At 66.5% G+C, this 25,894-nt stretch carries 24 protein-coding genes and 1 tRNA gene; 10 read left to right on the forward strand and 15 right to left on the reverse strand.

From position 1 onward, the window contains the following. Positions 1 to 2 precede the first annotated feature (2 nt). Both SJY26_RS03310 and SJY26_RS03315 read right to left on the reverse strand, forming a co-directional pair. Complete coding sequence (locus SJY26_RS03310; RefSeq protein ID WP_396594737.1) at positions 3 to 659, reverse strand: TetR/AcrR family transcriptional regulator; 657 nt, start codon at positions 657 to 659, stop codon at positions 3 to 5. 175 nt (positions 660 to 834) lie between these two features. After that, positions 835 to 2,667, reverse strand: coding sequence for a cation:proton antiporter (locus SJY26_RS03315; protein ID WP_396594738.1), 1,833 nt, complete (start codon positions 2,665 to 2,667; stop codon positions 835 to 837). Positions 2,668 to 2,832: 165 nt separating this feature from the next. Here SJY26_RS03315 and SJY26_RS03320 point away from each other — a divergent pair, with 165 nt between their 5' ends. Continuing rightward, complete coding sequence (locus tag SJY26_RS03320; protein WP_396594739.1) at positions 2,833 to 4,959, forward strand: M13 family metallopeptidase; 2,127 nt, start codon at positions 2,833 to 2,835, stop codon at positions 4,957 to 4,959. Positions 4,960 to 5,265: 306 nt separating this feature from the next. Here the strand turns inward: SJY26_RS03320 and hisS are convergent, their stop codons facing one another. From hisS to SJY26_RS03345, 5 genes are all read right to left on the reverse strand, one after another. After that, complete coding sequence (hisS, locus tag SJY26_RS03325) at positions 5,266 to 6,774, reverse strand: histidine--tRNA ligase (RefSeq protein WP_396594740.1); 1,509 nt, start codon at positions 6,772 to 6,774, stop codon at positions 5,266 to 5,268. Between the two features lie 91 nt (positions 6,775 to 6,865). Next, complete coding sequence (locus SJY26_RS03330) at positions 6,866 to 8,098, reverse strand: DUF418 domain-containing protein (protein WP_396594741.1); 1,233 nt, start codon at positions 8,096 to 8,098, stop codon at positions 6,866 to 6,868. Between the two features lie 81 nt (positions 8,099 to 8,179). Then, a complete protein-coding gene (locus tag SJY26_RS03335) occupies positions 8,180 to 8,752 on the reverse strand; it encodes a phthalate transporter (RefSeq protein ID WP_396594742.1) in 573 nt (190 codons plus the stop codon). Next, positions 8,752 to 9,633 carry a 3-hydroxybutyryl-CoA dehydrogenase gene (locus tag SJY26_RS03340; RefSeq protein WP_396594743.1) on the reverse strand — a complete coding sequence of 294 codons (882 nt, stop codon included), beginning with the start codon at positions 9,631 to 9,633 and terminating at the stop codon, positions 8,752 to 8,754. The genes SJY26_RS03335 and SJY26_RS03340 overlap by 1 nt, the downstream gene beginning before the upstream one ends. Before the next feature lie 120 nt (positions 9,634 to 9,753). After that, a complete protein-coding gene (locus SJY26_RS03345; RefSeq protein ID WP_396594744.1) occupies positions 9,754 to 10,059 on the reverse strand; it encodes a YggT family protein in 306 nt (101 codons plus the stop codon). A 141-nt stretch (positions 10,060 to 10,200) separates the two neighbouring features. On the opposite strand from SJY26_RS03345, the gene SJY26_RS03350 reads away from it, so the two are divergent. Next, a tRNA-Ala gene (locus SJY26_RS03350) sits at positions 10,201 to 10,276 on the forward strand. A 58-nt stretch (positions 10,277 to 10,334) separates the two neighbouring features. Continuing rightward, complete coding sequence (locus SJY26_RS03355) at positions 10,335 to 11,300, forward strand: rhodanese-related sulfurtransferase (RefSeq protein ID WP_396594745.1); 966 nt, start codon at positions 10,335 to 10,337, stop codon at positions 11,298 to 11,300. A gap of 3 nt (positions 11,301 to 11,303) precedes the next feature. Here the strand turns inward: SJY26_RS03355 and SJY26_RS03360 are convergent, their stop codons facing one another. The 5 genes from SJY26_RS03360 to SJY26_RS03380 all read right to left on the reverse strand — a co-directional run bounded on the left by SJY26_RS03360 (position 11,304) and on the right by SJY26_RS03380 (position 14,824). Further along, entirely contained in the window at positions 11,304 to 11,564 is a 261-nt protein-coding gene (locus SJY26_RS03360) for an HPr family phosphocarrier protein (RefSeq protein ID WP_396594746.1), read from the reverse strand. Between the two features lie 30 nt (positions 11,565 to 11,594). Further along, on the reverse strand, positions 11,595 to 11,999 hold the full coding sequence (locus SJY26_RS03365; RefSeq protein WP_305637971.1) for a PTS sugar transporter subunit IIA: 405 nt from the start codon (positions 11,997 to 11,999) through the stop codon (positions 11,595 to 11,597). 107 nt (positions 12,000 to 12,106) lie between these two features. Further along, a complete protein-coding gene (locus SJY26_RS03370; protein ID WP_396594747.1) occupies positions 12,107 to 12,502 on the reverse strand; it encodes an HPr kinase/phosphorylase in 396 nt (131 codons plus the stop codon). 23 nt (positions 12,503 to 12,525) lie between these two features. Next, entirely contained in the window at positions 12,526 to 14,151 is a 1,626-nt protein-coding gene (locus SJY26_RS03375) for a stimulus-sensing domain-containing protein (protein WP_396594748.1), read from the reverse strand. Beyond that, complete coding sequence (locus SJY26_RS03380; RefSeq protein WP_305637977.1) at positions 14,120 to 14,824, reverse strand: response regulator transcription factor; 705 nt, start codon at positions 14,822 to 14,824, stop codon at positions 14,120 to 14,122. Before SJY26_RS03380 ends, SJY26_RS03375 begins: the two co-directional genes overlap by 32 nt. A 181-nt stretch (positions 14,825 to 15,005) precedes the next feature. On the opposite strand from SJY26_RS03380, the gene SJY26_RS03385 reads away from it, so the two are divergent. Beyond that, entirely contained in the window at positions 15,006 to 16,715 is a 1,710-nt protein-coding gene (locus SJY26_RS03385; protein ID WP_396594749.1) for a hypothetical protein, read from the forward strand. On the opposite strand, the gene SJY26_RS03390 is transcribed toward SJY26_RS03385, so the two are convergent. Continuing rightward, positions 16,716 to 17,012 (reverse strand): zf-TFIIB domain-containing protein, encoded by a 297-nt coding sequence (locus SJY26_RS03390; RefSeq protein ID WP_396594750.1) that lies wholly within the window; start codon positions 17,010 to 17,012, stop codon positions 16,716 to 16,718. A gap of 232 nt (positions 17,013 to 17,244) precedes the next feature. Between SJY26_RS03390 and SJY26_RS03395 the strand changes: the two genes are divergently transcribed. Both SJY26_RS03395 and SJY26_RS03400 read left to right on the forward strand, forming a co-directional pair. Next, positions 17,245 to 17,685, forward strand: coding sequence for a VOC family protein (locus SJY26_RS03395; protein ID WP_396594751.1), 441 nt, complete (start codon positions 17,245 to 17,247; stop codon positions 17,683 to 17,685). Positions 17,686 to 17,695: 10 nt separating this feature from the next. Further along, a complete protein-coding gene (locus SJY26_RS03400; RefSeq protein WP_396594752.1) occupies positions 17,696 to 18,343 on the forward strand; it encodes a DUF6655 family protein in 648 nt (215 codons plus the stop codon). Here the strand turns inward: SJY26_RS03400 and SJY26_RS03405 are convergent. After that, on the reverse strand, positions 18,307 to 19,392 hold the full coding sequence (locus SJY26_RS03405) for an NAD(P)-dependent alcohol dehydrogenase (RefSeq protein WP_396594753.1): 1,086 nt from the start codon (positions 19,390 to 19,392) through the stop codon (positions 18,307 to 18,309). The genes SJY26_RS03400 and SJY26_RS03405 overlap by 37 nt on opposite strands. 124 nt (positions 19,393 to 19,516) lie before the next feature. Here SJY26_RS03405 and polA point away from each other — a divergent pair, with 124 nt between their 5' ends. Together polA and SJY26_RS03415 are read left to right on the forward strand one after the other, a co-directional pair. After that, positions 19,517 to 22,447, forward strand: a complete 2,931-nt coding sequence (gene polA / locus SJY26_RS03410; RefSeq protein WP_396594754.1) for a DNA polymerase I — start codon at positions 19,517 to 19,519, stop codon at positions 22,445 to 22,447. Between the two features lie 234 nt (positions 22,448 to 22,681). Next, a complete protein-coding gene (locus SJY26_RS03415; RefSeq protein WP_396595696.1) occupies positions 22,682 to 23,221 on the forward strand; it encodes an endonuclease domain-containing protein in 540 nt (179 codons plus the stop codon). Positions 23,222 to 23,227: 6 nt separating this feature from the next. Here SJY26_RS03415 and SJY26_RS03420 read toward each other — a convergent pair whose 3' ends face one another. Beyond that, on the reverse strand, positions 23,228 to 24,256 hold the full coding sequence (locus SJY26_RS03420) for a calcium/sodium antiporter (protein WP_396594755.1): 1,029 nt from the start codon (positions 24,254 to 24,256) through the stop codon (positions 23,228 to 23,230). A 62-nt stretch (positions 24,257 to 24,318) separates the two neighbouring features. On the opposite strand from SJY26_RS03420, the gene SJY26_RS03425 reads away from it, so the two are divergent. Both SJY26_RS03425 and SJY26_RS03430 read left to right on the forward strand, forming a co-directional pair. After that, on the forward strand, positions 24,319 to 24,837 hold the full coding sequence (locus tag SJY26_RS03425; protein ID WP_396594756.1) for a DUF488 family protein: 519 nt from the start codon (positions 24,319 to 24,321) through the stop codon (positions 24,835 to 24,837). Beyond that, positions 24,794 to 25,528, forward strand: a complete 735-nt coding sequence (locus SJY26_RS03430; protein ID WP_396594757.1) for a hypothetical protein — start codon at positions 24,794 to 24,796, stop codon at positions 25,526 to 25,528. Before SJY26_RS03425 ends, SJY26_RS03430 begins: the two co-directional genes overlap by 44 nt. Positions 25,529 to 25,894 lie beyond the last annotated feature (366 nt).

Here is a 25,894-nt window from a genome sequence, read left to right on the forward strand (position 1 = left end):
TCCTACTGCCCGGTGACGACGCCTGCGAGCAGGGCATCGACCTGACGACCCATGTGGTCGGCCAGCTGGCTGACCGACCAGCCATCATAGGCCGCCCGGCGATAATTGGACAGGTAGGCATCCCATGTCAGCTCGGTCAGCAGCACGACATCGGCGTCCTGCTTCAGCTCGCCGGCACCGATCCCGGCGCGCAGGATGTCGGAGATGACCTGGATCAGCCCTTGGGTGGCCTCGCGCTGACGGGTTTCGGCGGCGACTGGCTGGAACCAGGACCGGGCCACAATGGCCTGGAACAGGGGCAGCTGATCGAACGAGCCGTGATATCCGGCGCTCAGCGCGTTGACGAGCCGATCGCGTGTCGCGCCGGTTCCGGCCCCGTTCTTCATGACCTCGGCAAGACCGGCCATGTCCTCGGTCAGAACCGCCTCAAACAGCTCGGCCTTGTCCTGGAAATTGGCGAAGACGGCACCGGTAGACATACCGGCACCCTTGGCGATGTCGCGAATGGTGGCGGGTTCGTAGCCGCGCTGGGCGAACAGGCCACGGGCCGCATCAAGGACCTTCTGACGGGTCCGGACCTTGGCGGCCTGGCGGCGGTTCAGCCGGGGCTGCCCATTAATTTCAGGAGACGGGGAAGCGGTCGACGCGGACTCACGCATGAACACGGATACTCTGTAACTGACCTTCACGGCGGGGGAGGGCCGCGAAGAAGGTGGACAGCCTGGGCTGTGACAGGCACGGGAACGCACTGGCCAGAAGCTGTTGCGACGCCGAACCCCACGGGTGACGTCGCTTTCATCACGCAACGATGACCAAATTGGGTCTTTCATCTGGTTAAGACCGTGGGCTGGCCCGAAGCGCACGGGTCGGGCGATTCCGCCGGTCCTCCGGGGCCGCCGCCTGGAAGACGGCGCGGAACTGGTCGCGCCGCTCATGGATCGAGGCGAGCACGAGCCCCATCGGCAGGCCGAGGTCAACGAGAACGTTTTCCGCCAGTTGCAGGCTGGCTTCGGTCGTCTCCGGAACGGCGTCGGTGACGCCCAGCGCATAGAGGCGCGCAGCATGACGGTCGTCCCGGGCCCGGGCGATGAGAACGATGTCCTCACGCATGGCGCGCGCCGCCATTACGACCTCATCCACCTTGGTCGGCGCATCCATGGTCACGACGAGGGCGCGGGCAGAGGCGATCCCGCAGAGCGACAGCATCTCCGCCCTTCCCGCATCCCCGTAGGATACATCGTAGCCGTCCCGCCGGCCGGCGGCGACCGCGGCGGGGTCGGTGTCCACAGCAAGGAAGCTGCGGCCGTGTTCCGCCAGCATCTCGGCCACCAGACGTCCGACGCGACCAAAGCCGACGATCAGCACCTCGGCATCTCCGCCATGCGGGCCGGGGCCCAGGTCCAGCGCCGGATCATCCGAAAGCGGTATCGCGCCCGCCCGCTGTCCGGCCAGGCGCTGGCCCAGCATGGCCATCAACGGCACGGTGAACATGCTGATCGTTGCGGAGACCAGGACGCTCTGGGTCAGGGCCGGAGAGGCGATCCCCTCGACCATGCCGGTGTTCAGGATTACGAACGCAAACTCGCCCGCTGGCCCCAGAACCAGGGCCGTTTCCAAAGCCGACCGCGACCCCAGGCCCCAAAGCCGGGCCAGGCCGAAGACGATCGCGGCCTTGACCGCGGTCAGGGCGAAAGCGAGGCCGAACACCCCCAGCGGATTGGCGGCGACGGCATCCAGATCCAGACCGATCCCGACCCCAACAAAGAAAACGCCGAGCAAGAGCCCCTTGAAGGGCTCGATGTTGATCTCGATCTCCCGCCTGTATTCGGTCTCGGCCAGCAGCAGGCCCGCGATCAGGGCCCCCAGACTCATCGACAGGCCGAACGCCTGGGCGGCGACACCGGCTCCGACGATGACCAGCAGGCACAGGGCGACGAACAGCTCCTGGCGGCCGCCGCCGGAACGGCTTTTCGCGACCGAGCGAAACAGGGGCCGGAGCAGAAGGCGGCCCGCGAGAACCAGCAGGGCCAGACCGATCGCGGCCGGTGCCAGGGTCAGCAGGGCAGGACCGAGGACCTCGGGCCGCAGGTCGCCATCAGTCTGGGCCAGGGTGGCCAGCACCGTTACGGTAATCAATATGGGCGCGACGGCCAGATCCTGGGCCAGCAGGGCAGCGAAGGTCGTGCGGCCCACCGCCCCCTTCATTCGGCCGCGTTCGGCCATTACCGGCAAGACCAGCGCCGTTGAGGACAGCGCCAGCCCCATGCCCAGTACGGCCGCGCTGACCAGCGACTGTCCCATCAGCATGAAGCCGGCGGCGATAACGACGGTACAGGCGGCGACCTGCATCAGGCCAAAGCCGAAGACGAGCCGGCGCATGGCCTTCAGCCGTTCCCACGACAGCTCGAGCCCGATCATGAACAGCAGGAAGGCGACGCCCAGCTCGGACAGCTGGGCCAGCTGGGCCGCATCGTCGATGGTCAGATAGGAGAGCCAGGGCACCACATCGGCAAACCGGCCGAGGCCGTCCGGACCCAGCAGCACACCGGCCGCCAGAAAGCCCAGCACCGGACTGATCTTCCACCGGCTGACAAGGGGCACCACCACGCCGGCGGCGGCGAGGAAAACGACCAGATCCTTGTATTCGCCGCCGTGTGCCCCTGCCATTCCGTCTCCTGCCGAACCCGGAGCATCCTAACGGCGCAGCCTGACAGGAGGCGTGCGGTGTTTCATGAACTTTTTGTAAGGCGACAGCGGAACGCGCCGGCGTAGGGTCCGCGCCGCGCGCGTAGTCATACGCCCGGCACCGGCAAGAAAACTCCAGGATCCATTATGAAACGACTGCTGATCGGTGCGGCCCTGTCCGCATTTCTTCTCCCGGCCGCCGCGACACAGGCCAAGGACCACGACCACGGCTGTGTTGACGAGACCTGCACCATCTATTCGATCTTCCAGGATGTTCCCGCGATCGAGGGAGCCTCGGGCTGGCGAGGAGTTGACGCGCCGCGATACGGCACCTGGGGCTTTGATCCAGCCGGCATGGATACCTCGGTGGCCCCGGGCGACGACTTCATGCGCTATGCCAACGGGGCCGCGCTGGACCGGCTGGTCATCCCCTCCGATCGGACCAGTTACGGCTCCTTTGCCCTGCTGCGCGAGCTGTCCGACAACCGCATGAAGGCGATGATCGACGGACTGGTGGCGCGCACGGATCTGGTCGTCGGCACGGACGAGCAGAAGATTGCCGACGCCTACCGCAGCTATATGGATGTCGCGCGGATTGAGGCGCTGGATGGCCAGCCGCTGCAGCCCTACCTCGCCGCCATCCGGGCGGTCGACAGCCATGAGGCCATGGCAGCCTATATGGGCGGTACCGTCGGCGGGCTGGGGGCCTCCTTCTTCGGGACCGGCATTACCACCGACCAGAAGAGCCCGAACCGCTACGTCGTGTCTGCCGGCCAGGGCGGCATCGGCCTGCCGAACCGGGATTACTATCTGTCGCCGCTCTATGCGGACAAGAAGGAGAAGTATCAGGCCTACATCGCGCGCATGCTGGAGATGATCGGCTGGGATAACCCCGCCGGGAACGCGGCGGCCATCGTGGCCATGGAGACGGCGATCGCCGAGGCCCACTGGACGCCGATCGAGAACCGCAACCGCGACCGGACCTACAACGAGTACACCATCGCCGGACTGGTGGCGGACGCGCCCGGCTTTGACTGGACGGGCTATTTCAACGCGGCCCGTCTGGGCGGCGTCCCGCGCCTGATCGTGCGCCAGAACACCGCCATGCCGAAGATCGCGGCCATTTTCGCCGAAGCGCCCGTCACGACGCTGCAAGCCTGGCAGGCCTTCCACACGACCGATCAGGCCGCGCCGCGTCTGTCGCGCCGTTTCTCTGACGCCCAGTGGGAGTTCCGGGCGCGCGACCTGTCAGGACAGCCCGAACAGCGCGCTCGCGACAAGCGCGCCATCAGCTTTGCCGAGGGATCCTTGGGCGAAGCCGTGGGTCGTCAGTATGTGTCCGACTACTTCCCCGCCGAGTCCAAGGCCAAGATGGAGGAGCTGGTCGCAAACCTGCGTCTGGCTCTGGCCGCGCGGATCGAGACCTACAGCTGGATGAGCGCCGAGACCAAGGCGGCCGCCCAGGACAAGCTGGCCAAGTTCACCGTCAAGATCGGCTATCCCGACCGCTGGAGAGACTATTCGGCGCTGGAGATCCGGGCCGATGACCTGTTCGGCAATGGCGAACGGTCCGGGGCGTTCCGCTGGAGCTATCAGCTGAACCGTCTGAACGATCCGGTCGACAAGGCCGAGTGGGGCATGACGCCTCAGACCGTGAACGCCTACTACAACTCGACCAACAACGAGATCGTCTTCCCGGCCGCCATCCTGCAACCGCCCTTCTTCGACCCGGAGGCGGATCCGGCCGTGAACTATGGGGGCATCGGCGGGGTCATCGGCCACGAGATCGGCCACGGCTTCGACGACCAGGGCCGCAAGTCCGACGGTGACGGAGTGTTGCGCGACTGGTGGACGGCGGAGGACACCGCCAACTTCAACGCCCTGACCACCCGGCTGGGGGCCCAGTACGATGCCTATGAGGTCCTGCCCGGCTACAATGTGCAGGGCGGGCTGACGATGGGTGAGAACATCGGCGACGCATCCGGCGTGGCCGTGGGTCTGGAAGCCTATCACCTGTCGCTGGGTGGTCAGCCCGCGCCGGTTCTGGACGGGTTCACCGGCGAGCAGCGGTTCTTCCTCGGCTGGGCCCAGGTGTGGCAGTCCAAGGGGCGGGATGAGTTCCTGAAACAACAGGTCGCCACCGACTCCCACTCCCCGGCGCAGTTCCGGGTCATCGGGCCGCTGCGGAACATGGACGCTTGGTACGACGCCTTCAGCGTCTCGCCGGGCAGCCACTACTATCTCACGCCGGAGGAGCGGGTTCGCATCTGGTAGGGCCAGTCATCTGACAGACGAAGAAGGGTCGGAGCCTGTCGCTCCGGCCCTTTTTTGCGGCCGCCGCCGGTGTCTGTTGCAATCTCCGGACGTGAAAAAGCCCGCTGCGGGGGATACATCGCAGCGGGCTTTCTCGCTCTCTGTGGAGCGGACGTTTCCTCCCCGAAACGCCTTCGTTCAGCGGCTGCGCCTTTCAGCGCCGCGCCGTTCGAGTGAGACCAAATGACGGCGAGGGGCCGTTCAAGTCAATCAGACCCTACGCCAAATTGCGCACTTTCGTGACTAACCATCGATAAGGCATTCATCTCAGGGCAGCATTATCGACGAAGCTTCGATAATGCTGCGAACGGTTCGCACGAGAGCATCGCGGGGCACGGTCTGCTGCCCCGGTCGCTGGGATTTCCAGGCCTCATTGTCAGCCATACCGGCGGCCAGCATACGACCGGCGTCCAGATCCTTCAGGGTCACCTGACCCGCCGCGATCTCGTCACCGCCCAGCATCACGGCCACGGGAGCGCCCCGACGATCGGCATATTTCATCTGGGCCTTCATCCCCGCCCGACCGAGATAGAGTTCGGCCGCGATGCCGGCCTGGCGCAACTCCGACACGGCATCCAGATAGGCCTGCATATCTGTCTCGGAAAATACGATCACCACCACGGGGCCCCGCGGGGCCGGACCAGACCGGCCCGCCGCGCGTAGGGCGGAGGCCAGACGTGACACACCGAAGGAGAAGCCCGTCGCAGGGGTGGCCTGGCCGGTGAACCGCGCGACCAGATCGTCATAGCGGCCGCCGCCGCCGATCGATCCGAACCGGACAGGCCGTCCCCGATCATCGACCGTATCGAGAAGGAGCTCGGCCTCGAACACCGCTCCGGTATAGTATTCCAGGCCCCGGACGATGGTGGGATCGAACCGGACCGTGGCCTGGTCCACCCGCATGGCCGACAGGGCGCGGTCGATGCCCGCGAGCTCTTCGAGGGCCGCTTCTCCCGCCGCTCCCAGCCCGCCACAGCGGGAGATCGCGTCCAGTGTGGCCCCCCGGGCCCGGGCCTCGTCACCCCCGCCCGCGGAGCCCAGAAAGGCTTCGATCGTCGCGGCCACGCCGAGCGGCAGTTGTGCACCCTTGGTATAGTCGCCGGACTCGTCCAGCCGGCCCTCGCCCAGCAGGGCGGCGACCCCCGACCAGCCCAGACGGTCGAACTTGTCGATGGCGCGCAGGGCGGTCAGTCGCTGACCTGGATCGGTCACACCGCCGGCGTCGAACAGACCGTCAAAGAGTTTCCGGTTCGAGACCCGGACCACGGCCTGCCCCGCCTCCAGCCCCGCGGCCTGAAGGCCCTCGCAGGCCATGGCGATGATCTCGGCGTCGGCCTCGGGTCGGTCCGATCCGACCGTGTCGGCGTCACACTGGACAAATTCGCGGAACCGGCCGGGCCCCGGCTTTTCGTTTCGCCAGACCGGGCCGAAGGCATAGCGGCGATAGGGCTTGGGAAGGGTCTCCCATGACTGGGCCGCAAACCGGGCCAGCGGCGCGGTCAGATCGTAGCGCAGGGCCATCCACTGGTCGTCGTCGTCCTGCAGCGCGAACACCCCCTCATTGGGCCGATCGGCGTCGGGCAGGAATTTGCCAAGGGCGTCCGCATATTCGAACGCACCGGTCTCCAGCGGCTCGAACCCCCAGCGCTCATAGACCTCCGACACCTGCCGCACTATCCGGCGTTCGGCGGAGACCTCGGGACCGCGGCGGTCGGCGAACCCCCGGGGGGCGCGGGCTTCGGGGCGGGGGGCGGCGGGCGGAGCAGTATCGGTCATGCCGGCTGTTTAGAGGGGCGCGGAGCGAGGGTCGAGGGTCGACCACGCCCCGCGGCCCGACGGACCGGCCCGGAAAGCCGCCCGCCGCGCTTCAGGCCCGGAGCGGGACCATCCGTCCATAGGTCAGGCAGCGCCACAGCCATTCCAGCGGCCCCATGGTGAAGACCGACAGCCACAGGGGAGACCAGATCAGCTGGAGCACCCAGATGCCGCCAACGATCGGCCAGAGCCCGGCCGGGCCCATCGTGCCCATCCATTGCGGCCCCCACGGCAGGTAAAACAGGCTGGCCATCATGAGCGACTGGGTCAGATAGTTGGTGAAGGCCATCCGGCCGACCGGTGCCAGCCGGCCCGTGATGATGCCGAGACCGAAGCGCGTCATCAGCAGCAGCATCGAGACATAGGCCAGGGAGACCATCAGGGAGAGGCCACCGGCGGCCTCATTCAGGCCCGCGATCGGGAGCGTGGCCGCATCCCGCCCCGGCGCACTGGCGGAACCATCCACGGCCAGGATCGCGGCACCCGCAATGACCATCAGGCCGTACAGCAGGGTTGGTGCCCGGCCACTGAAGAAGCCGGATTTGAACAGTCCCATGCCCAGCAGCATCAGCGGTACGGTCACGGGGATGAGCGTCAGGGAGATCGCAAGCATCAGGCCCCAGGCTTTGAGGTTTTCGATCCACGGGGCCCCGCCACCGGCCGTATAGGCGGCCACCCCGGCGTTGAGCTGTTCGAGGGTGATCTGGGGCGCACCGGCGTTCATCTTGGCCGCGAATTCCGGCCCGAGCCCTCCGAGGACCAGGGGAGCCACGACGGCCAGCGCCATCCAGAGCGCCGAGATTCCGCCCCCGATCCAGAGCAGGCGACGGGCGCTCCACGAGCGCATCAGCAGCACGATGAGGCCGCAGACGGCATAGTGCAGCAGAATGTCGCCGTACCAGATTGCGGCCCCGTGAACGATGCCAAAGACGGCCAGCCAGAACAGCCGGCTGCGCAGCAGCTTGCCCCGACCCTCATCCTCGCGTTCGCCGCCCACAAGAAAGATCGAAGCGCCGAACAGCAGGGTGAACAGGGTCCGGAACTTGTCCTGGAAAAAGACTTCGGTGACCCAGTCGCCCCAGGCGTCGCCACCCGCGTGGCCGAAGACGTCACCTGACGTCATCAGGGCCGCGACCGGCCAGGCGAAGGCCATGGCGTTGACGGCCAGAATGCCCAGCACCGCCCAGCCCCGCAACAGGTCCAGCTGGAAGATCCGGTCTGCGGGCCGCGTGGGCCCGGGCCGATCCACAACGTCACCGGAAACGCCTTCAGCCGACATGGTCATGATGCCCCCCTCGATCAGTGACAAGGGAGCTTTACACGGAACATGCCGTCTGAAAACTGAATTCGCTGTAATCCGGCGCGGTCAGGCCCCGGGACGCGCCCCGCCCAGAACGCCCAGTCGATCCCTGACCCGCGCGGGTGCCCGCCCAAAGGCGATGAAGGCCGCGCACAGGCCGGCCCACAGGGCGTAGCTGACCCCGACCAGGATCGCGACCGGCAGCCCGCCGACGCCATAGATCAGCAGCGTCGTCTCCATTGCCCCCAGTCCCTGGACGAAGTCTCCGGCCTCGATCATGCCGACCATCGCGGTCAGGAGGGCCAGAGCCGTCTGGGCCACCGCCGCCAGCAAGCCGCCGTACAGCATGAAGCGCCAGACGATCCCGAGCCGGGTGCCGGGCCGCCCGCGCCGGTCCCGCTCCCGTCGCAGCGCGAACAGCCCGGCCGGAACGGCCAGGATTCCCACGAGGAGCACCGTCAATCTCCAGTCGGTCTCCGGACCCGGGAGCCAGTTCTCGGGAGGCCAGATCAGCAGGGTCAGAACGAGCGGAGGCCAGGCGACACCGGCCAGCACAGCCAGCGGCAGGGCGCTGCGGGCACGACGCCAGACGACCGGTGACTGCCCCGGAAGGTCCGCAGCGCTGTCGAAGCGGGCCATCAGCGGGTGGGGACCGGCGTCTCGCCGGAATAGTCATAGAAGCCGCGCCCGGACTTGCGCCCGAGCCAGCCGGCCTCGACATATTTCACCAGCAGAGGGCAAGGCCGGTATTTGGAGTCCGCCAACCCGTCGTACAGCACGTTCATGATCGCCAGAACGACGTCGAGGCCCATAAAGTCCGCCAACTCCAGCGGGCCCATGGGGTGATTGGCACCCAGTTTCAGCGCCGTGTCGATCGAGGCCACATTACCCACGCCTTCATAGAGGGTGTAGATGGCCTCATTGATCATCGGAACGAGGATCCGGTTGACGATAAAGGCGGGGAAATCCTCGGCATTGGTCGTGGTCTTGCCGAGACTCTCGGCGAAGGCAACGGCGGCGTCATAGGTGGCCGCCGAGGTGGCGATGCCTCGGATGATCTCGACCAGTTTCATCACCGGGGCCGGCTTCATGAAATGCAGGCCTATGAACCGCTCGGGCCGGTCGGATGCCGAGGCTAGCCGGGTGATGGAGATCGAGGAGGTGTTCGAGGCCAGCAGGGTGGCGGTGCCCAGATAGGGGACAAGTTCCGCAAACACAGCCTTCTTGACCGCCTCGTCCTCGACTGCGGCTTCGATGACCAGGTCGACACCGCCGGCCTCGGCCAGACTGTTCACCCCGGAGATGGCGGCCATGGCCCCGTCCGCCTGGGTCCGTGTGATGGTCTGACGTTCAACCTGACGGGCAAGCGCGGCGGCGATACTGGCCAGCGCCAGCGGTAACCGGTCGGCGGCCACATCATAGAGCCGCACCTGATAGCCGCCCAGCGCGACGGCATGGGCGATGCCGACACCCATCTGGCCGGCGCCGATCACGGCGACTGTTTTGATCGTGGGAGTCATGAAGTCGTGGTCAAAAGCGGCATTTCGCCCGGGCGAGGGCACCTTAAGAGCGTCAGTTCCGCGCGCAAGGCGGGAATGTCGCACTGCGGCACCGGGGTGACACTCCCGCGCAGAACGCCGTCAGCCCAGCAGGGCGATGATTGGGCCTGCGGCCATATTGTAAAAGACGATCTTGGAGAAGTTCAGCAGGAGCAGCACAACGATCGGCGAGACGTCGATTCCGCCCAACGTCGGGATGATCCGGCGAAACGGTTCAAGCAGCGGTCGCGTGACCGCATCAAGGAACTGGGCCAGCTGGTTCACGAACCGGTTGCGATGGTTGATCACATCAAAAGCGAACAGCCAGCTGAGGATTGCCGATCCGATGATGAACCAGATCATCAGATTGATGATCGCACCGACAAGCCAGACAATCGCTACGCCCATCCGCAGAACTCCTTTTCAAGACAGCCGCTTCTAGCGAGCCCGGGGCCGCAGGCCAAGGATTTGCTTGGCCGCTTCCCGCGCGCTTATTGACACCCCCCGATGCCGCCGCCTATGTCGCGCGCTCGCCTGTCACCCGGAAACGGGGCCGTAGCTCAGTTGGTAGAGCGCGTCGTTCGCAATGACGAGGTCAGGGGTTCGACTCCCCTCGGCTCCACCATCCTGTGTCGCGCCGATGCGCCGCGCGGGGCCCGACAGGCAGGGAGTGCGGTCCGAGAATGCTGCCCGACATCCAGCCCATTGCGAATTCCGCCCCGTCCATTCTTGTCGCGGCCCTCTATAAATTCGCGCCCGTGCCGGATGTCGAGGCCCTGCGCGACCGCCTCGAGCAGGCCTGTGGGGACGCGATTTGCGGCACGCTTCTGGTGGCCTTTGAAGGGGTCAACGGCACGATCGCGGGGCCGACACAGGCCATCGGTCACGTCCTCGACGTCCTCCGCGCCGAGCCCGGCTTCGCCGATCCGGAGCTGAAATTCTCCCACGCCAGCAGCATGCCCTTTCACCGGCTGAAGGTGCGGGTAAAGCCCGAGATCGTAACCCTGGGTCTTCCCGACCTCGATCCGGCCGCCAATGCCGGGACCTACGTCGCGCCGGAAGACTGGAACGCGTTGATCACGGATCCCGACACGATCGTGATCGACACCCGCAATGCCTATGAGGGCGCGGTTGGAGCCTTCGCGGGAGCGATCCAGCCCAATACCGTCGCCTTCCGCGATTTTCCCGAGTGGTTCCGGACCGGGGGCCGTCCCCTGCTGGACCGGCCGGTTCCTCCCAAGGTCGCCATGTACTGCACCGGCGGCATCCGCTGCGAGAAGGCCACCGCCTTCCTGAAGGCCGAGGGCGTGGCCGAGGTCTTCCACCTCGAAGGGGGCATCCTCCGCTATCTGGAGACGGTGCCGGAAACGGAGAGCCTGTGGGAAGGCGAGTGTTTCGTGTTCGACGAGCGGGTGGCCGTCGGTCATGGCCTTGAGGCCGGAACGCACACCCTGTGCCGGGGATGCCGCATGCCCGTCAGCCCCTCCGGCCGCGCCTCTCCCCACTACGTCGAGGGCGTGTGCTGTGAGCGCTGCCACCACAGCCGCAGCGACATCCAGAGAAAGGCCGCACGGGAGCGGGATCGACAGGTCAGAATCGCCGGCCAGCGCGGCATGGCCCACATCGGGCCACGCCAGGGTCGAGACTGACGCCTACTGCTCCTCGTCGAACCGGCGGGCCACCAGTTCGGCGAGGGCTTCCACGGCCGCGGCGGCGTCGATGCCCTCCGCAGCGATCTCTATCGAGGCCCCGTTGCCGGCACCGAGCATTAAAAGGCCCATGATCGAGCGGGCCTCGACCGACACGCCATCGCGGATCACCTGAATCTCCGCCTCAAAGCCGGAGGCCAGCTTGACGAACTTGGCCGACGCCCGGGCGTGCAGGCCGCGGGTGTTGCAGATAAGGGCGGTCATGCGCGCCTTTGGAATCGTCGGAGCCAAGGCCTATTTCTCGCCCGCCAGAACCCAGGACGCGACCGAGATGTATTTACGACCCGCGTCCTGGGCGTGGGCCACGCAGGTTTCCAGGCTTTCGCGCGTACGGACGCTGGCCAATTTGATCAGCATGGGCAGATTCAGTCCCGCGATGACCTCGGCATGGGTCTGCTCCATGACGGAGATCGCCAGATTTGACGGCGTGCCACCGAACATGTCTGTCAGCAGGATAACCCCGTCACCGTCATCGACGGCGGCGGCGGCGTCCACGATATCGCGGCGACGACGCTCCATGTCGTCCTCCGGCCCGATGCAGATGGCCGCGACGCCCCGCTGGGGCCCCACGACATGCTCCATGGCCGCAAGAAATTCGGACGCGAGGCCGCCATGGGTGACGATCACCAGCCCGATCATGCCGCCTCAGTCATTGACTGCCTTCAACGCCGCGCATCCCGTCTGACCCTGGCCGGACACCCCGATCCGGCCGCAAGCCGGCCTAGATAGGCCAAACCGGCACGGGATTAAAGCCGGTCCAGAGCCAGACCCACCGAAACCGTTGCGGATGCGGGGCGGATATCAATCGCAAGCCGGGGAAGCCGGACTCCGGCGACGTGGTCGAACGCCGGCTCCGGCAGGCGCTCGGACGGCACCGTCAGGCAATCCACAAGCAGGACGATCCGGGCCAGGACCAGTGACCCCGCTGTGAGAATTCCCAACCCCCTTGCTTCGATATGGCCGGCGATGCGCTGCGGCGCACAGGCGTAGAGGGCATCATCCGAGGACCAGACATGAGTGTAGTCATCGGCCACCAGACGCCACCCGCTGTCCATCAGTCGCAGGGCCAGATCGCTCTTGCCCGCACCGGACGGGCCCCGCAGCAGGATACCGCGCCAGCCACAAGGTCCGGAACGCGCCACCGCCGTCGCATGGATTCGCGGCATCAGGGGCGGCGACCGACAGACGGCAACGCAACCTCGAACCTTGCGCCCTCCACCTTGCCGGACGGGCCCAGCCGGTTCGTCGCCGTTACCTGTCCCCCGTGGGCAGCCACGATCTGTCGCACGATGGACAGACCCAAGCCGGAGTTGGACCCGAACGCCGCGCCGGGCGGCCGGGAGGTGTAGAAGCGCTCGAACACGGTCTCGAGATTTTCCGGTGGAATGCCCGGGCCGTCGTCGTCGACCCGGATACGCAGGGGCAGCGGCCCCTCGGAGTCATCCCGGCTCAGACTGACCCGGACTTCCCGCCCAGTCGGGCTGAAGGACCGGGCATTGTCGATCAGATTGCGCAGAACCTGTCCCAGAGGACCGTCCCGCCCCATCACGCGGGCGGGACCCTCAACGGCCAGATCCAGGGTCACGGCTGCCTCTCCGGCCCGAACGGTCGTCTGATAAACCCCCACGATATCGGTCAGCAGAGCGGCGAGGTCGACCGGTCTGGGCCGGTCACGTGATAGCTCCGCATCCAGACGCGAGGCGTTGGAGATGTCCGTGATCAAGCGATCCAGTCGCCGGACGTCCTGCTGCAGGAGGGCGGTCAACCGGTCGCGTTGGGATTTCTCCTTGACCAGATCCAGCGTTTCCAGCGCGGAGCGGATCGAGGTGAGAGGGTTCTTGATCTCATGGGCCACGTCCGCGGCGAAGCGCTCGATCCCGTCCATGCGCGTCGACAAGGTTTCGGTCATGGATTCCAGCGACCGCGCCAGGTCGCCGATCTCGTCGCGCCGGTCTTCGAGATCCGGCAGGGAAATGGCGCGAGCCCGGCCGCGCTTGACCTCATCGGCGGCCGCCGAGAGCCGCATGACCGGCCTGGCGACGAACAGGTGCAGCAGCAGGGAGGCGAGCAGATTGACCGCCAGGGCCACAAGGGCAAACGGCATCAGGGCGCGCCGCTGGGCATCCAGAATCTGGGCGACGTCATTGGCTTCGAGCGTCAGGACCCCGAGAACCTGCTGCACATGCCGGATTGGAAGTGAGACCGATACCACCCTGTCGCCTGACTCGGACCGCCGCACCGTCGCCTGGGCCGTCCCCGCGAGCGCTGCCTGGATCTCCTCTCCGAGCGCTGCATTGGCCTCCGCGGCCGTCGCGTCCAGCCGGGCAGCATCGACGGTGACCCGCGCCGGCGTCCCGGCGGGAAGCGCGGGCGGCAGAGGTGCCCCCTCAATGGTGTCCGACACATCGAAACTGTCTGCGATCAGGACCCCGTCGCGATCGAAGATGCGCGCGCGCTGGCCTGCCGGGACGAACCGGTCGATCAGGACCTTGGCCGACTGGGTCGGATCCAGCTCCGGCACGGGTTCACCACGCGTGTAATCCTTGTCACCCAGCACGCGGGCGAGGAGTTCGGCCTGGCCCATCAGGGATTCCTGGCGCGCGTCGATCAGTCCCGTCCGCCACTCATTCAGCAGCAGGGCCCCTCCAAACAGGATGAGCAGACTGAGCAGGTTCAGCGCGAGGATGAACCCGCCCAGACGAGACCCGCCAAAGCGCATCAATCGCCGGCCGGGAGGGCGATCATCAGACCGCTCTGCTTCAGCTTTCGCGATAGCGGTAGCCAACGCCATAAAGAGTCTCGATCGCATCGAACTCGGGATCGACGACCCGGAACTTCTTGCGCATGCGCTTGACGTGGCTGTCGATGGTGCGGTCATCAACATAGACCTGATCGTCGTAGGCGGCGTCCATCAGATTGTCCCGGCTCTTCACGAAGCCGGGCCGCTGGGCGAGGGCCTGAAGCAACAGGAACTCCGTCACAGTCAACTTGACCGCCCGACCGTCCCAGGTGCTTTCGTGGCGGGCAGGATCCATGACCAGCTTGCCGCGCCGTATCGCCTTGCCGCTGATTTCCGCCGAAGGCTCCGGCTCGCCACCATCGCCGCCAGAACGGCGCAGCAGCGCCTTGACCCGCTCGATCAGCAGGCGCTGGCTGAACGGCTTGTGCATGTAATCGTCGGCACCGAGGTTGAAGCCGAGGATTTCGTCGATTTCCTCATCCTTGGAGGTCAGCATGATGACCGGGATCTGGCTAGTCTGGCGCAGACGGCGCAGCACTTCCATGCCGTCCATGCGCGGCATCTTGACGTCGAGAATGGCCAGGTCGGGCGGGCTGTTTTCAAGCGCTTCCAGGCCGGAGGCCCCGTCGTGATAGGCGATCACCTTGTGACCGTGGCTTTCCAGCGCCAGCGACACCGACGCGACGATGTTCTCATCATCGTCCACCAGGGTGATATTGGCCAAGTCGATCTCCTCGTGTGACCCGACGGATGTCGGGGCCGTATCAACGCAAAGCAAGCGTAACCGTTCTCGCAGGATCACGGTGACTTTACGGCCACAGTTTGCCGGGCGCCAGATTTCGTTCGCGAAACCCCACCTTAAAGCCTTGCGGATATCTTCCGGCCGAGGCGAGCACAGCGAGATCATGGCCGGACCTGTCCACTACGAGTTGTACATTCGCAAGACGGCTCCGTCGGCCTGGTCCCTGGTGCTTGCGACCGAAGAGCGAAAACACGCGATCGACACCGCCGAGGAAATCTTCGGCGACAGGCAGGCGGTCGCCGTCAGGGTCACAAAGGAGACGCTGGACCCCGGGACGATGGAGTTCAACAGCGTCACGGTCCTGACGCGCGGGGCCCCGGAGCCGGCCCGCAAGCGTGTGGTCGATGACACCGAACGATCCAACTGCCTCGCCCCCGCCGATCTGTACGCGCCCCACGCCCGCGAGCTGATCGGCCGGGTGCTGGAGGACTGGCTGAACCGGAATGGCGTGACCGTCTTCGAGCTTCTGCATCGTCCAGATCTTGTCGAACGCCTCGAAGCGTCCGGGGTAGAGCTGCAACATGCGATCCAGAAGATCGCCGTGCCTGAAAGCCAGGCGACAGGCCGGGCGTCCCACGACCTCGTCCGCCACTATCAGAAGCTGGCGGCCGAGGCGATGGAGCGGGTGGTCCGGGCCGGTCGCGACGGGATTTTCCCGGACCTTGCGAACCGGTCTTTGGCGGACGTCGCGCAGAAGCTCGCCGGATCACCGGACCGTCCATTCATCATGGGCGGCGTGATATCCGGCGCGCTCAAGGGCGTCGCCGGAGCGAGTGCCCGGCTGGACCGGTTGATGGATCTCGCGGATCGGGCACCGGCCGACGGACCTCCCCGCGCCATGGTGATGGTCGCGATCGAACAGATCCTGTGCGAGCAGCTGTCGTCCCGAAGTCAGCTCGCGGCCATCCTGGGCCCGACGCTCGACCAGGGGGGCAGCCTCGCCGCCGTGGTCCGGATGGTCGCGCCGCGTGAGATCGATGCCCTGATTGCCAATGACCCGAAGCTTGCCGTGGTAATGCCCGCCGTCGGGGGGGCCGCAGCCCGGCTTGGTGCACGGATCGAAGCGGGAGAATATCCGATCCTGGCCGCCTTTCTGGCCCGGATGGTGTTGCGTGAACTCATGGGCCCGCGCCGGTTGAGGCCATCCGATGCCCCCGGCGAGATCGATATTCTGCGCACCCTGGCCGTGTCCCTGACGGCCACGGCCGGCCGCCTCCTGACGCTGGAAGAAGTCCAGACGGCCTTCACCGAGCGATCAAAAAGCCTCGTCAACGCCGACTTCGTCCAGGCCTATGTCGCTGCCTGCGAGACGGTGTTGTGCGAGGCCGAACAGCTGACGCGGCTTTGCGAGAACGTCACCGGGGTCGCCAACAAGCGGTCGGCAGCCCGCTGGCTCGCCGCCTGCGTCACCTCGCTTCGCTTCGAAACCGAGATGCGGGGCCCCGGTGCGACCGCTGCGCGCAAGCTTCAGGTTCTGGCCCTGCTCCACCGGTCGGTCCGGGCCGCCGCCCTCTCGGAACATGACACAGAACAGATCAACGGCGCGATCGGTCACGTGGGGGGCGTGGTGGAGACCGAAGCCCGATTGACGGCCCAACTGGCGCGGGCGCAGGCCCCTGTCCACCAGAAGCTTCTCGCCCTTCTGCGACTCGCGGCCGGCGAGACCGCCCCCCTGGGTCCGGCGTCCGACCGGGCCAAGGCTGAAGCCCTGAAGCTGTTCCGGTCTCCAGCCGCACGGACAGCACTGTCGGAGTCTCCGGAGAGCATCGCACCGTTGAGAGACCTGCTGAAGGCGTCGGGACTCGCGGCCTGATCAGTCGAAGATGTCGAAAATGCTGTCGCGCTTCTTTTTCCGGTATCGATAATCGTCGTCGTCGCGATAGCGCGGCTCGCTGTAGCGCGGTGCCTGGGGGGAGGAACCCCAGGGGGCGTGCTGGGGTGGAGACGCCGGGGACGGAGCCGCGCCCGCCGCAGCCCCCTCCATCAGCTTTTCAAGTTCCCCGCGGTCCAGCCAGACGCCGCGGCAGGTGGGGCACATGTCAAACTGGACCCCTGAGCGCTCGAGGGTCTGCATCTGCGCATTGTCGTTGGGACACATCAGAAGGGGCAAGGCGGGTCTCCGGAAGCACCAGTCCTTCAGCAGACTGCCCGGCGGGCCACTTCGGCGCAACCGCGCGCGCCGTCGCAGCTCCGCCGATCCACGCCTCAGGAGGTGGATCGCGGTCTGATAGATTCGCGCGGGCGCTCTGGCCCGACCGGGGCAGACGCACCGTCTCCGGGGTTTAGAAGCTCGCCATTCCCGACTAGAAGGGCCTCTCTCCTCCTCCTGCCGAAGTTGAGCCATGCGCTATCTGCACACCATGGTCCGGGTCGCCGACCTGGACGCCTCGCTCCATTTCTGGACCGCTCTGCTCGGCCTTGAGGAGGTTCGCCGCCTCGAGAACGAGGCGGGACGGTTCACCCTCGTCTTCCTTGCCGCGCCCGGCGACAAGGCCCGCTCGGCCGCCGAACGGTCGCCCGAGGTCGAACTGACCTGGAACTCGGACCCGGAAACCTACACCGGGGGGCGCAATTTCGGCCACCTCGCCTATCGTGTGGATGACATCTACGCGGCGTGTCAAAGGCTTGCGGACGGAGGCGTCACCATCAACCGACCGCCCCGGGACGGCAACATGGCCTTCGTCCGTTCCCCGGACGGGATCTCGATTGAACTGCTTCAGGAAGGGCCGGCCCTGGCCCCCGCAGAGCCCTGGGTGTCCATGCCCAATGTGGGAAGCTGGTAGGATGCGATTGATGCTGGCGGGGCTGACGGCCGTTCTGGCCGGCTGCGCCTCGACGTCGGAAACCAACCCGGGGCGAACGGCCACCGAGCAACTGCTCATGGCCCGGGCCGCGGATCAGGCTGTCGAGGGTCTGCGACTGCCGATCCCGCCCGGATCCAGGGTCTTTGTCGAGGGCCGGTATTTTCAGGGCGAAGGATCGAACTACGGCCTGTCCGCGGTTCGCAATGCGCTGTCCGAATCCGGCTATGCGCTCAGCGACGACAAGGACAGGGCCGACGCGGTGTTCGAGCTGCGGGCTGGTGCCCTGTCCCTGGAGCAGATGCGGCGCGTCGTCGGACTGCCGCCCCTGGCCGTGCCCATCAACGAGAACCTGAATGTGGTCTCGATTCCCGAACTGAGCCTCTACAGCCGTCGGGATCGGGTCGGCGTCGCCGAGTTCTCGGGCTTTCTCTACGACGCCCGGACCGGTGCGCCGCTGGGGGCCGTAACCCCGATGATCGGCGAGTACCGGATCCGCAGCCACAAGCTGCTCATGATGGTCACCTGGGGCCAGCAGTCGGCCCGGCCCGGCGAGCGTGATCCGGGCGACAGCTGGCGGGAATTCTCAGGGCCCGGGTCCACCTACGTCAGGGTCTTCATGTCGATCACCGCGCGGTAGCGGACCGCGCCGTTCTCGACCCGGGTGAAGACGTCGTTGATGTCCTTGATGTCGATAATCTCGATCTCGGGCGCGATGCCGTTGGCGGCGCAGAAGTCCAGCACGTCCTGGGTCTCCTGAAGGTTGCCGATCAGGGAGCCCGACACGCTCTGGCGCTTGAACGCCAGCTTCGAGTTGTCGACGCCATCGACGACATCGAGATTGCCGACCACCACGAAATGGGCGTCCCGCTTCATCAGGTCCAGCAGGTCCCCAACCTCGTGCTTGTCGGGGATGGTCGAGAGAATGAAGTCGAACGATCCGGCCAGGGGCGTCAGGGCCGTCTTGTCGGTCTCGATATAGGCGGCGTCGGCGCCCTGGGCGAGGGCGTCGGCGATCTTCCCGGGCGTGGACGTCAGGACCGTCACCTCGGCCCCGATCGCCTTGGCCAGTTTGGCGGCCATATGGCCCAGACCACCGAAGCCCAGGATCGCAACCTTGTCGCCAGCCTTGACGCCCCAGTGCTGCATCGGCGACCAGGTGGTGACGCCGGCGCACAGGATCGGGGCGGCGGCGGCGGGGTCCAGACCCTCGGGAATCGACAGGGCGAAATCCTGCTTCACCACCACGGTGTCGGAGTAGCCGCCGAAGGTGTTGTCGCGGCCGTACATGTTGGAGGCGTCGGGCGTCGCTGTGGCTGGTGCCATCGGTCCATTGTAGGTGGCCAGCCAGCTGTTGGGTCCCTCGCAATAGTTCTCGTCGCCGGACTTGCAGGGTTCGCAGGACCGGCAGCTGTCGATCATGCAGCCGACGCCGACGATGTCGCCTTCCTTGAACCGCGTGGCGTTCGCGCCCGTCTTCTTGACTCGTCCGACGACCTCGTGGCCAGGGACGCAGGGGTAGACGGTATTGCTCCATTCGTTTTTGGCCTGGTGAATGTCGGAGTGGCAGACGCCGGTGAACATCACCTCGATCTGGATCTCGTCGTCCTTCGGCTCGTCACGCTCGATCTCCATGCGCTCGAGCGGCGCGGCGGCCGACCTGGTGCCATAGGCGATGGACGTGATCATGATGAAGGCTCCAGGGAGGGGAAGCCCCTGAACCCCGGGCACCAGAGCGTAGTTCCGAACGGCCAAGCCGGGTTTCGACGCGCGCCCCGGTGACGGGGGCGGGCCGCCCGCCTATGTTCGCCCCATGTCCGATGCCGCCGACCTCGATGCCCCCGCCGCCCCAGCCGGGGAGCGCCCCCTGACCCAGGACGGCCCGGCCGTGCGCCTGTGGCTGATCGACGCCTCGGCCTACATCTTCCGGGCCTACCACGCCCTGCCGCCGCTGACGCGCAAGTCGGACGGACTGCCCGTCGGGGCGGTCCAGGGCTACTGCAACATGCTGTGGAAACTGCTGAAGGACATGAAGGGGGCGGACGGGCCGACCCATCTGGCGGCCATCTTCGACCATTCAGAAAAGACGTTCCGCAACGATCTGTACGACCAGTACAAGGCCAACCGCTCGGCCCCGCCCGAGGACCTGATCCCGCAGTTCCCGCTGGTCCGGGAGGCGACACGGGCGTTCGGGGTGAACTGCGTGGAACTGCCCGGCTATGAGGCCGACGACCTCATCGCCACCTATGCCTGCAAGGTCCGGGACGCCGGCGGTGAATGCGTGATCGTCTCGTCCGACAAGGACCTGATGCAGCTGATCGGGCCGTCGGTGGTGATGTGGGACCCGATGAAGGATCGTCGCCTCGCCGAAGAGGCGGTGTTCGAGAAGTTTGGGGTCACGCCGGACAAGATGGTCGACCTTCAGGCCCTGATCGGCGACAGCGTCGACAATGTCCCGGGGGCCCCCGGGATCGGGCCCAAGACGGCGGCCCAGCTGCTGGACGAGTACGGCGACCTCGACACCCTGCTGGCGCGGGCGGGCGAGATCAAGCAGCCGAAGCGGCGCGAGACCCTGATCACCTTCGCGGACCAGATCCGGCTGAGCCGCGAGCTGGTCCGGCTGACCTGCGACGCCCCGGCCCCGGAGCCGATCGACGATTTCGCCGTGCGCGATCCCGATCCGGCGACCCTGTCGGCCTTTCTGGAGACCATGGAGTTTCGGGGCCTGGCCCGGCGGATCGGGGACGGCAAGCTGGCCGGGCACGACGGCTCGGCCTTCGCCCCGGCGCGGCCGGCGGCGCCGCTGAGCGCCCCGGTCATCAGCCCCCGCTATGCGCCCAAGGCCGTCTCGACGGACGTCGAGGCCCAGGCCTTCGACCACGAAGCCTATGTCTGTATCCAGACGCTGGAGGCGCTGGATGCCTTTCTGGCCCGGGCGACCGAGGCCGGCGTGGTCGGCTTCGACACCGAGACCGACGCCCTGTCGGCGACCCACGCGGGGCTGTGCGGGGTCAGCCTGGCGATCGGGCCCAACGACGCCTGCTACATCCCCCTGACCCACGAGGCCGAGCCGGCGGCGGGGGGCGGGGGGCTGGACTTCGGGGACGCGGCCCCGGCGACCCCCCTCGACCAGCTGGACAAGGCCACGGTCCTGGCGCGGCTGAAATTGGTGTTGGAGAATCCGGCGGTTCTCAAGGTAGCCCAGAACGGAAAATACGATATCGCGGTCATGGCCCGAAGGGGCATCCGGGTCGGGCCGGTCGACGATACCATGCTGATCAGCTACGTCCTGGAGGGCGGGCTGCACGGGCACGGGATGGACGAACTGGCCCGGCTGCATCTGGGGCACGACCCGATCCCGTTCAAGACCGTGGCGGGCACCGGCAAGAGCCAGAAGTCGTTCAAACACGTCGAGCTGAAACCGGCCACCTGCTACGCCGCCGAGGACGCGGACGTCACGCTTCGCCTCTGGAAGATCCTGAAACCCCGGCTGGCCCGCGAGGGGCTGGCCACGGTCTATGAGACGCTGGAACGGCCCCTGCCCGCCGTGCTGGCCGATATGGAGCGGGCCGGCATCCGGGTCGATCCCGACCGCCTGCGCCGCCTGTCCTCCGAGTTCGGCCTCAGAATGGCCGAGCTGGAGACCGAGGCCCACACCCTGGCCGGCCGCCCCTTCAATGTCGGCAGCCCCCGCCAGATCGGCGACATCCTGTTCGGCGAGCTGAACCTGCCCGGCGGCAAGAAGACCGCCAGCGGCCAGTGGGAGACCGGCGCCGCCACGCTCGAAACCCTGGCCGACACCCACGCCCTGCCCCGCGTCCTGCTGGACTGGCGCCAGCTGTCCAAGCTGAAGGGCACCTATACCGACGCCCTGATCGCCGCCATGGACCCCGAGACCGACCGGGTCCACACCTCCTATCAGCTGGCCGCCGCCACCACGGGGCGGCTCGCCTCCTCCGACCCCAATCTGCAGAACATCCCGATCCGCACGGAAATCGGCCGCCAGATCCGTCAGGCCTTCATCGCCGCCCCCGGCCATGTCCTGATCAGCGCCGACTACAGCCAGATCGAGCTGCGCCTGCTGGCCCATATCGGCGACATCCCCGAGCTGAAACGCGCCTTCAAGGCGGGCATCGACATCCACACCGCCACCGCCAGCGAGATGTTCGGCGTGCCCGTGGACCAGATGGACCCCGAGACGCGGCGCCGCGCCAAGGCGATCAATTTCGGCATCGTCTATGGCATCAGCGCCTTCGGCCTGGCCAACCAGCTGAACATCGACCAGGGCGAGGCCGGGGCCTATATCAAGACCTATTTCGAACGCTTCCCCGGCATCCGCACCTATATGGACGCGACCCGGGCCGAGGTGCGTCAGGCGGGGTTCGTCTCCACCGTCTTCGGCCGACGCATCCACATCCCGGCCATCCATTCGAAATCGGGGGCCGAGCGCCAGTTCGGCGAACGCGCCGCCATCAACGCCCCCATCCAGGGCGCCGCCGCCGACATCATCCGCCGCGCCATGATCCGCATGCCGGGGGCCCTGGAGTCGGCGGGACTGGCCGATGTCCGGATGCTGCTGCAGGTCCACGACGAACTGGTGTTCGAATGCCCCGAAGACCTGGTGGAGCGCGCCATTCCGGTGATCAAAACCACCATGGAGGGTGCGGCGGAACCGGCCGTGGCGTTGACCGTGCCGCTGGTGGTCGAGGCCAAGGCGGCGGCGAACTGGGACGAGGCGCATTAGGGCAAGGGCGCTACCGCTCGGCTCGCGGAGCCTCGCTGCTTGAGCGCGAAGAGCGCCCCCATTCCTCCCCCATCGGGGGAGGTGGCTCGGAGCGAAGCGGAGAGACGGAGGGGGCCCGACGCGGACACGGTGCCCGATGTCCCACATCCGGTGCGCGGCAAGCCCCCTCCACCCCCGCGCAAGCGCGCGGCGGTCCCCCTCCCCCGATGGGGGAGGATTTGATACAACGTGGATATGTATCCACCGCGGATCACAATCGAACGGGCGAAGGCGCTGCGGCGGCGGATGACCCTGCCGGAGGTGGTGCTGTGGCAGGCGTTGCGGGGGCGGCGGCTGGGCGGGGTCCGGGTCCGGCGGCAGCATCCGGTGGGGCCGTACATCCTCGACTTCTGGTGCCCGGACGCCCGTCTGGCCATCGAGGTGGACGGATCGGGCCATGAGGATCCGGATCAGGCCCTCCACGACGCGTTCCGGACCGACTGGCTGGAGCGGCGCGGCATCACCGTCTGGCGTGTCCCGGCGCGCAGTGTGCTGGGCAATCTGGACGGGGTGCTGGCGGGTCTGGAAGCCCGCGTGCGCGACCAGTGTCCCACCATTCCTCCCCCATCGGGGGAGGTGGCGCGGCGCTCCTTCAGCGCCGTGACGGAGGGGGCCCGACGCGGACACGGTCTTTCAACATCAGACACCCGGTGCGCGGCTGGCCCCCTCCACCCCCGCGCAAGCGCGCGGCGGTCCCCCTCCCCCGATGGGGGAGGAATGATGGGGGAGGAATGATGGGGTCTACGCCGTCGCCCCCACCGCCAGCCAGCCGATGTAGCCCGCGTAGGCGGCCAGCAGGATGAGCCCCTCCAGGCGGACGATCTTCATCCCCGTGCGGACGAACAGGACCAGAAGGGCGGTGGCGGCCAGCATGACCCAGATGTCGAGGCGGGCGATCGCGGCGGGCACCTCGAACGGGGCCAGCAGGGCGGTGATCCCCAGCACCCCCAGCACATTGTAGATGTTGGAGCCGATGACATTGCCGAGCGCCACATCGGCCCGGCCGCGCACCGCCGCCATCACCGAGGTGACCAGTTCGGGCAGGGAGGTGCCGATCGCCACCACGGTCAGGCCGATGACCGTGTCGGACACCCCGAAGTCGCGGGCGATGACCACCGCCCCGTCGACCAGCAGCCGGGCCCCGAAAATGGTCAGGGCGATGCCGGCGACCGCCAGACCCAGACCGGTCCACAGCCCGGCCTTCGACCGGGGCGCATCCTCGGCGATATGCTCATATTTGGCGCGCTCGGCGTCCTGGACCCCGCGCTCGCCCAGATACGCCACGACCAGATAGACCAGCAGCATCCCCACCATGACCGCCCCGGCCACCGTCGCGACCCGGCCGGCGAGGACGGCGGCGGCGCAGGCCAGACTGGCCAGGACCAGCACCACCCCGTCGCGGCGAAAGGCCGCCCGGTCCACCACGATGGGGGCGATCAGGGCGGTGACCCCCAGGATCAGCAGGATGTTGGCGGTGTTGGACCCGACCACATTGCCGATGGCGATGCCCGGCGACCCGGCCTGGATGGCCGTCAGACTGGTGACCAGTTCGGGCGTCGAGGTGCCGAACCCCACCAGCGTCAGCCCGATCAGCAGGGGCGACACCCCCATCCGCTTCGCCGCCGTCGTCGCCCCCCGCACGAGGGTGTCCCCGCCGAGGGTCAACAGGATCAGCCCGCCGAGGAGGGAGCCATAGGTGATCAGGGTCGCGTCCATGGGCCCAAGGCGTGCCATGGGCGGGGGCGGGGGGGCAAGGGGGGGGGGCGCCATCCAGACTCTTCAGAAAGTCTCAATCGTTGCGTAGGCAAGGATGGTTAACGGGGACATAGCGCATGATTTCGACGATCGGCTACGAAGGGGCGAGGCTGGCAGACTTTGTTGGCACGTTGCAGCTTGTCGATGTTCGTATGGTCATCGACATCCGAGAGCGGGCTCAGTCCCGTCGTGCTGGATTTTCAAAGTCAGCCCTCCGCGAGCGTCTTGAAGCGGCAGGCATCGGCTACCTGCACCTTCGAGAACTAGGAGATCCAAAAGATGGTCGCGAAGCGGCCAGGTCGGGAGATCTCGTCCGCTTTCGTCAAATCTACGCTGCTGTTCTCCAGACTAACGAGGCAATCTCAGCGCTGAGCCAAATTGCAGATCTCAGCAGGCAGATGAGCGTCTGTCTTCTTTGCTATGAGCGTGATCACCACGAGTGCCACCGGAAGATTGTTGCCGATCATCTGGAGTCTTCTATGGGCACCAAGGCTCGCCACTTGGGGGTGAAGGAAGATGTCGCGGTTCACGAGTTCCAACGACGAGTGCGTGATGCTGGTGAAGGCGCTGCCGCATGGAAGCAGCAACTATTTTGAGACTGTCTGTTGCGCGGGCGTTGGCCGCGACATGAAGTGGCGGCGACTCTATCCGGTCGCTTTCAGGACGTTGGATGTCGGCCAAAAGTTCTCGCGGTGGGACTGGGTCTCTTACGATTTCACGACACCGTCCAACGACCGACGTCGCGAGAGCCAGAAGGTCGTTCACGAAAGCATCGTCGTTTCGAAGAGCATGAAGACGGCCGAGCGCTTTGCCTTGGCCCGCCGGATGACACGAGAAAGCACTCAGGAAGCGGCATCCAGAGGTGAAAGCTTGACGCTTCTCCGACCTGAAAACGTGCGCTTCTCGTGGCGTCTGAAGTCAGATGAAGAGGTCGCGAGCGAGCGGATCAAGCATGCGGCCCTAGCTGGTCAGCTTTCGTTTCTGCATGACGCCCCAAAGCCTCTTGAGCCTTGTCCATACGAGTTTTCCTTTCGATGGACAGACAGCGCGGGGAAGGCGCGAACGAACATTTGCGATGACTGGGAAACGTCAACGGCGTTTTTCGTTCGACGAAACTCGCTCGGAGATGACGGCGCACTCGCATCCCTTCGCGAAACCTTCGAGGTCGACTACCCGCAAAAGGGCATGCGCTTCGCCATGGGGACGCATTCCAGAAGAGACGCCCAATGGCTTCTCGTCGGCGTCATTCGAGTGGACGAAGCCGTTCAAGGCGAGTTGGCGCTCTAGGAGTTTAACGACGGATTTTGCGTTTCAAGAAACGCAAAATCAGCGGCGCGAAATGACTAAATTCTGTTTACCGCTTGATAAGCGCGTCGGGCGCAGGTTACCGATTATGAATTGGACAACCCCGGCGGGGTGAACCGCCAGGGTTGGGTAGCCTAACATTTGCCCTCGGTCCCTTGTGGAAGGGGACTGCAGCTATGTTGTGCTCGGGGTGCGACCCGAGCCAACATATGGGGCGCAGATGCCTAACGACCCGTCAACGGGCTTGACGGACGATTTCCCTGCGAATTGTCGCGAATCAAGGGGTAGCCCTGTGCAAAAACCCGCGACAGCCTCAGTCCAAATATCTTGGCTGCCGATCACGAACGC

It is taken from the genome of Brevundimonas sp. R86498, from assembly GCF_044598075.1.
In the GTDB taxonomy this organism is placed as follows: Bacteria; Pseudomonadota; Alphaproteobacteria; order Caulobacterales; family Caulobacteraceae; genus Brevundimonas.

What these genes read in the sequence shown, in the direction of transcription:
- SJY26_RS03310 (WP_396594737.1), bottom strand. Translation starts at nt 659, where the DNA reads ATGCGTGAGTCCGCGTCGACCGCTTCCCCGTCTCCTGAAATTAATGGG.
- SJY26_RS03315 (WP_396594738.1), bottom strand. Translation starts at nt 2,667, where the DNA reads ATGGCAGGGGCACACGGCGGCGAATACAAGGATCTGGTCGTTTTCCTC.
- SJY26_RS03320 (WP_396594739.1), top strand. Translation starts at nt 2,833, where the DNA reads ATGAAACGACTGCTGATCGGTGCGGCCCTGTCCGCATTTCTTCTCCCG.
- hisS (WP_396594740.1), bottom strand. Translation starts at nt 6,774, where the DNA reads ATGACCGATACTGCTCCGCCCGCCGCCCCCCGCCCCGAAGCCCGCGCC.
- SJY26_RS03330 (WP_396594741.1), bottom strand. Translation starts at nt 8,098, where the DNA reads ATGACCATGTCGGCTGAAGGCGTTTCCGGTGACGTTGTGGATCGGCCC.
- SJY26_RS03335 (WP_396594742.1), bottom strand. Translation starts at nt 8,752, where the DNA reads ATGGCCCGCTTCGACAGCGCTGCGGACCTTCCGGGGCAGTCACCGGTC.
- SJY26_RS03340 (WP_396594743.1), bottom strand. Translation starts at nt 9,633, where the DNA reads ATGACTCCCACGATCAAAACAGTCGCCGTGATCGGCGCCGGCCAGATG.
- SJY26_RS03345 (WP_396594744.1), bottom strand. Translation starts at nt 10,059, where the DNA reads ATGGGCGTAGCGATTGTCTGGCTTGTCGGTGCGATCATCAATCTGATG.
- SJY26_RS03355 (WP_396594745.1), top strand. Translation starts at nt 10,335, where the DNA reads ATGCTGCCCGACATCCAGCCCATTGCGAATTCCGCCCCGTCCATTCTT.
- SJY26_RS03360 (WP_396594746.1), bottom strand. Translation starts at nt 11,564, where the DNA reads ATGACCGCCCTTATCTGCAACACCCGCGGCCTGCACGCCCGGGCGTCG.
- SJY26_RS03365 (WP_305637971.1), bottom strand. Translation starts at nt 11,999, where the DNA reads ATGATCGGGCTGGTGATCGTCACCCATGGCGGCCTCGCGTCCGAATTT.
- SJY26_RS03375 (WP_396594748.1), bottom strand. Translation starts at nt 14,151, where the DNA reads ATGGCGTTGGCTACCGCTATCGCGAAAGCTGAAGCAGAGCGGTCTGAT.
- SJY26_RS03385 (WP_396594749.1), top strand. Translation starts at nt 15,006, where the DNA reads ATGGCCGGACCTGTCCACTACGAGTTGTACATTCGCAAGACGGCTCCG.
- SJY26_RS03395 (WP_396594751.1), top strand. Translation starts at nt 17,245, where the DNA reads ATGCGCTATCTGCACACCATGGTCCGGGTCGCCGACCTGGACGCCTCG.
- SJY26_RS03400 (WP_396594752.1), top strand. Translation starts at nt 17,696, where the DNA reads ATGCTGGCGGGGCTGACGGCCGTTCTGGCCGGCTGCGCCTCGACGTCG.
- SJY26_RS03405 (WP_396594753.1), bottom strand. Translation starts at nt 19,392, where the DNA reads ATGATCACGTCCATCGCCTATGGCACCAGGTCGGCCGCCGCGCCGCTC.
- polA (WP_396594754.1), top strand. Translation starts at nt 19,517, where the DNA reads ATGTCCGATGCCGCCGACCTCGATGCCCCCGCCGCCCCAGCCGGGGAG.
- SJY26_RS03415 (WP_396595696.1), top strand. Translation starts at nt 22,682, where the DNA reads ATGTATCCACCGCGGATCACAATCGAACGGGCGAAGGCGCTGCGGCGG.
- SJY26_RS03420 (WP_396594755.1), bottom strand. Translation starts at nt 24,256, where the DNA reads ATGGCGCCCCCCCCCCTTGCCCCCCCGCCCCCGCCCATGGCACGCCTT.
- SJY26_RS03425 (WP_396594756.1), top strand. Translation starts at nt 24,319, where the DNA reads ATGATTTCGACGATCGGCTACGAAGGGGCGAGGCTGGCAGACTTTGTT.
- SJY26_RS03430 (WP_396594757.1), top strand. Translation starts at nt 24,794, where the DNA reads ATGCTGGTGAAGGCGCTGCCGCATGGAAGCAGCAACTATTTTGAGACT.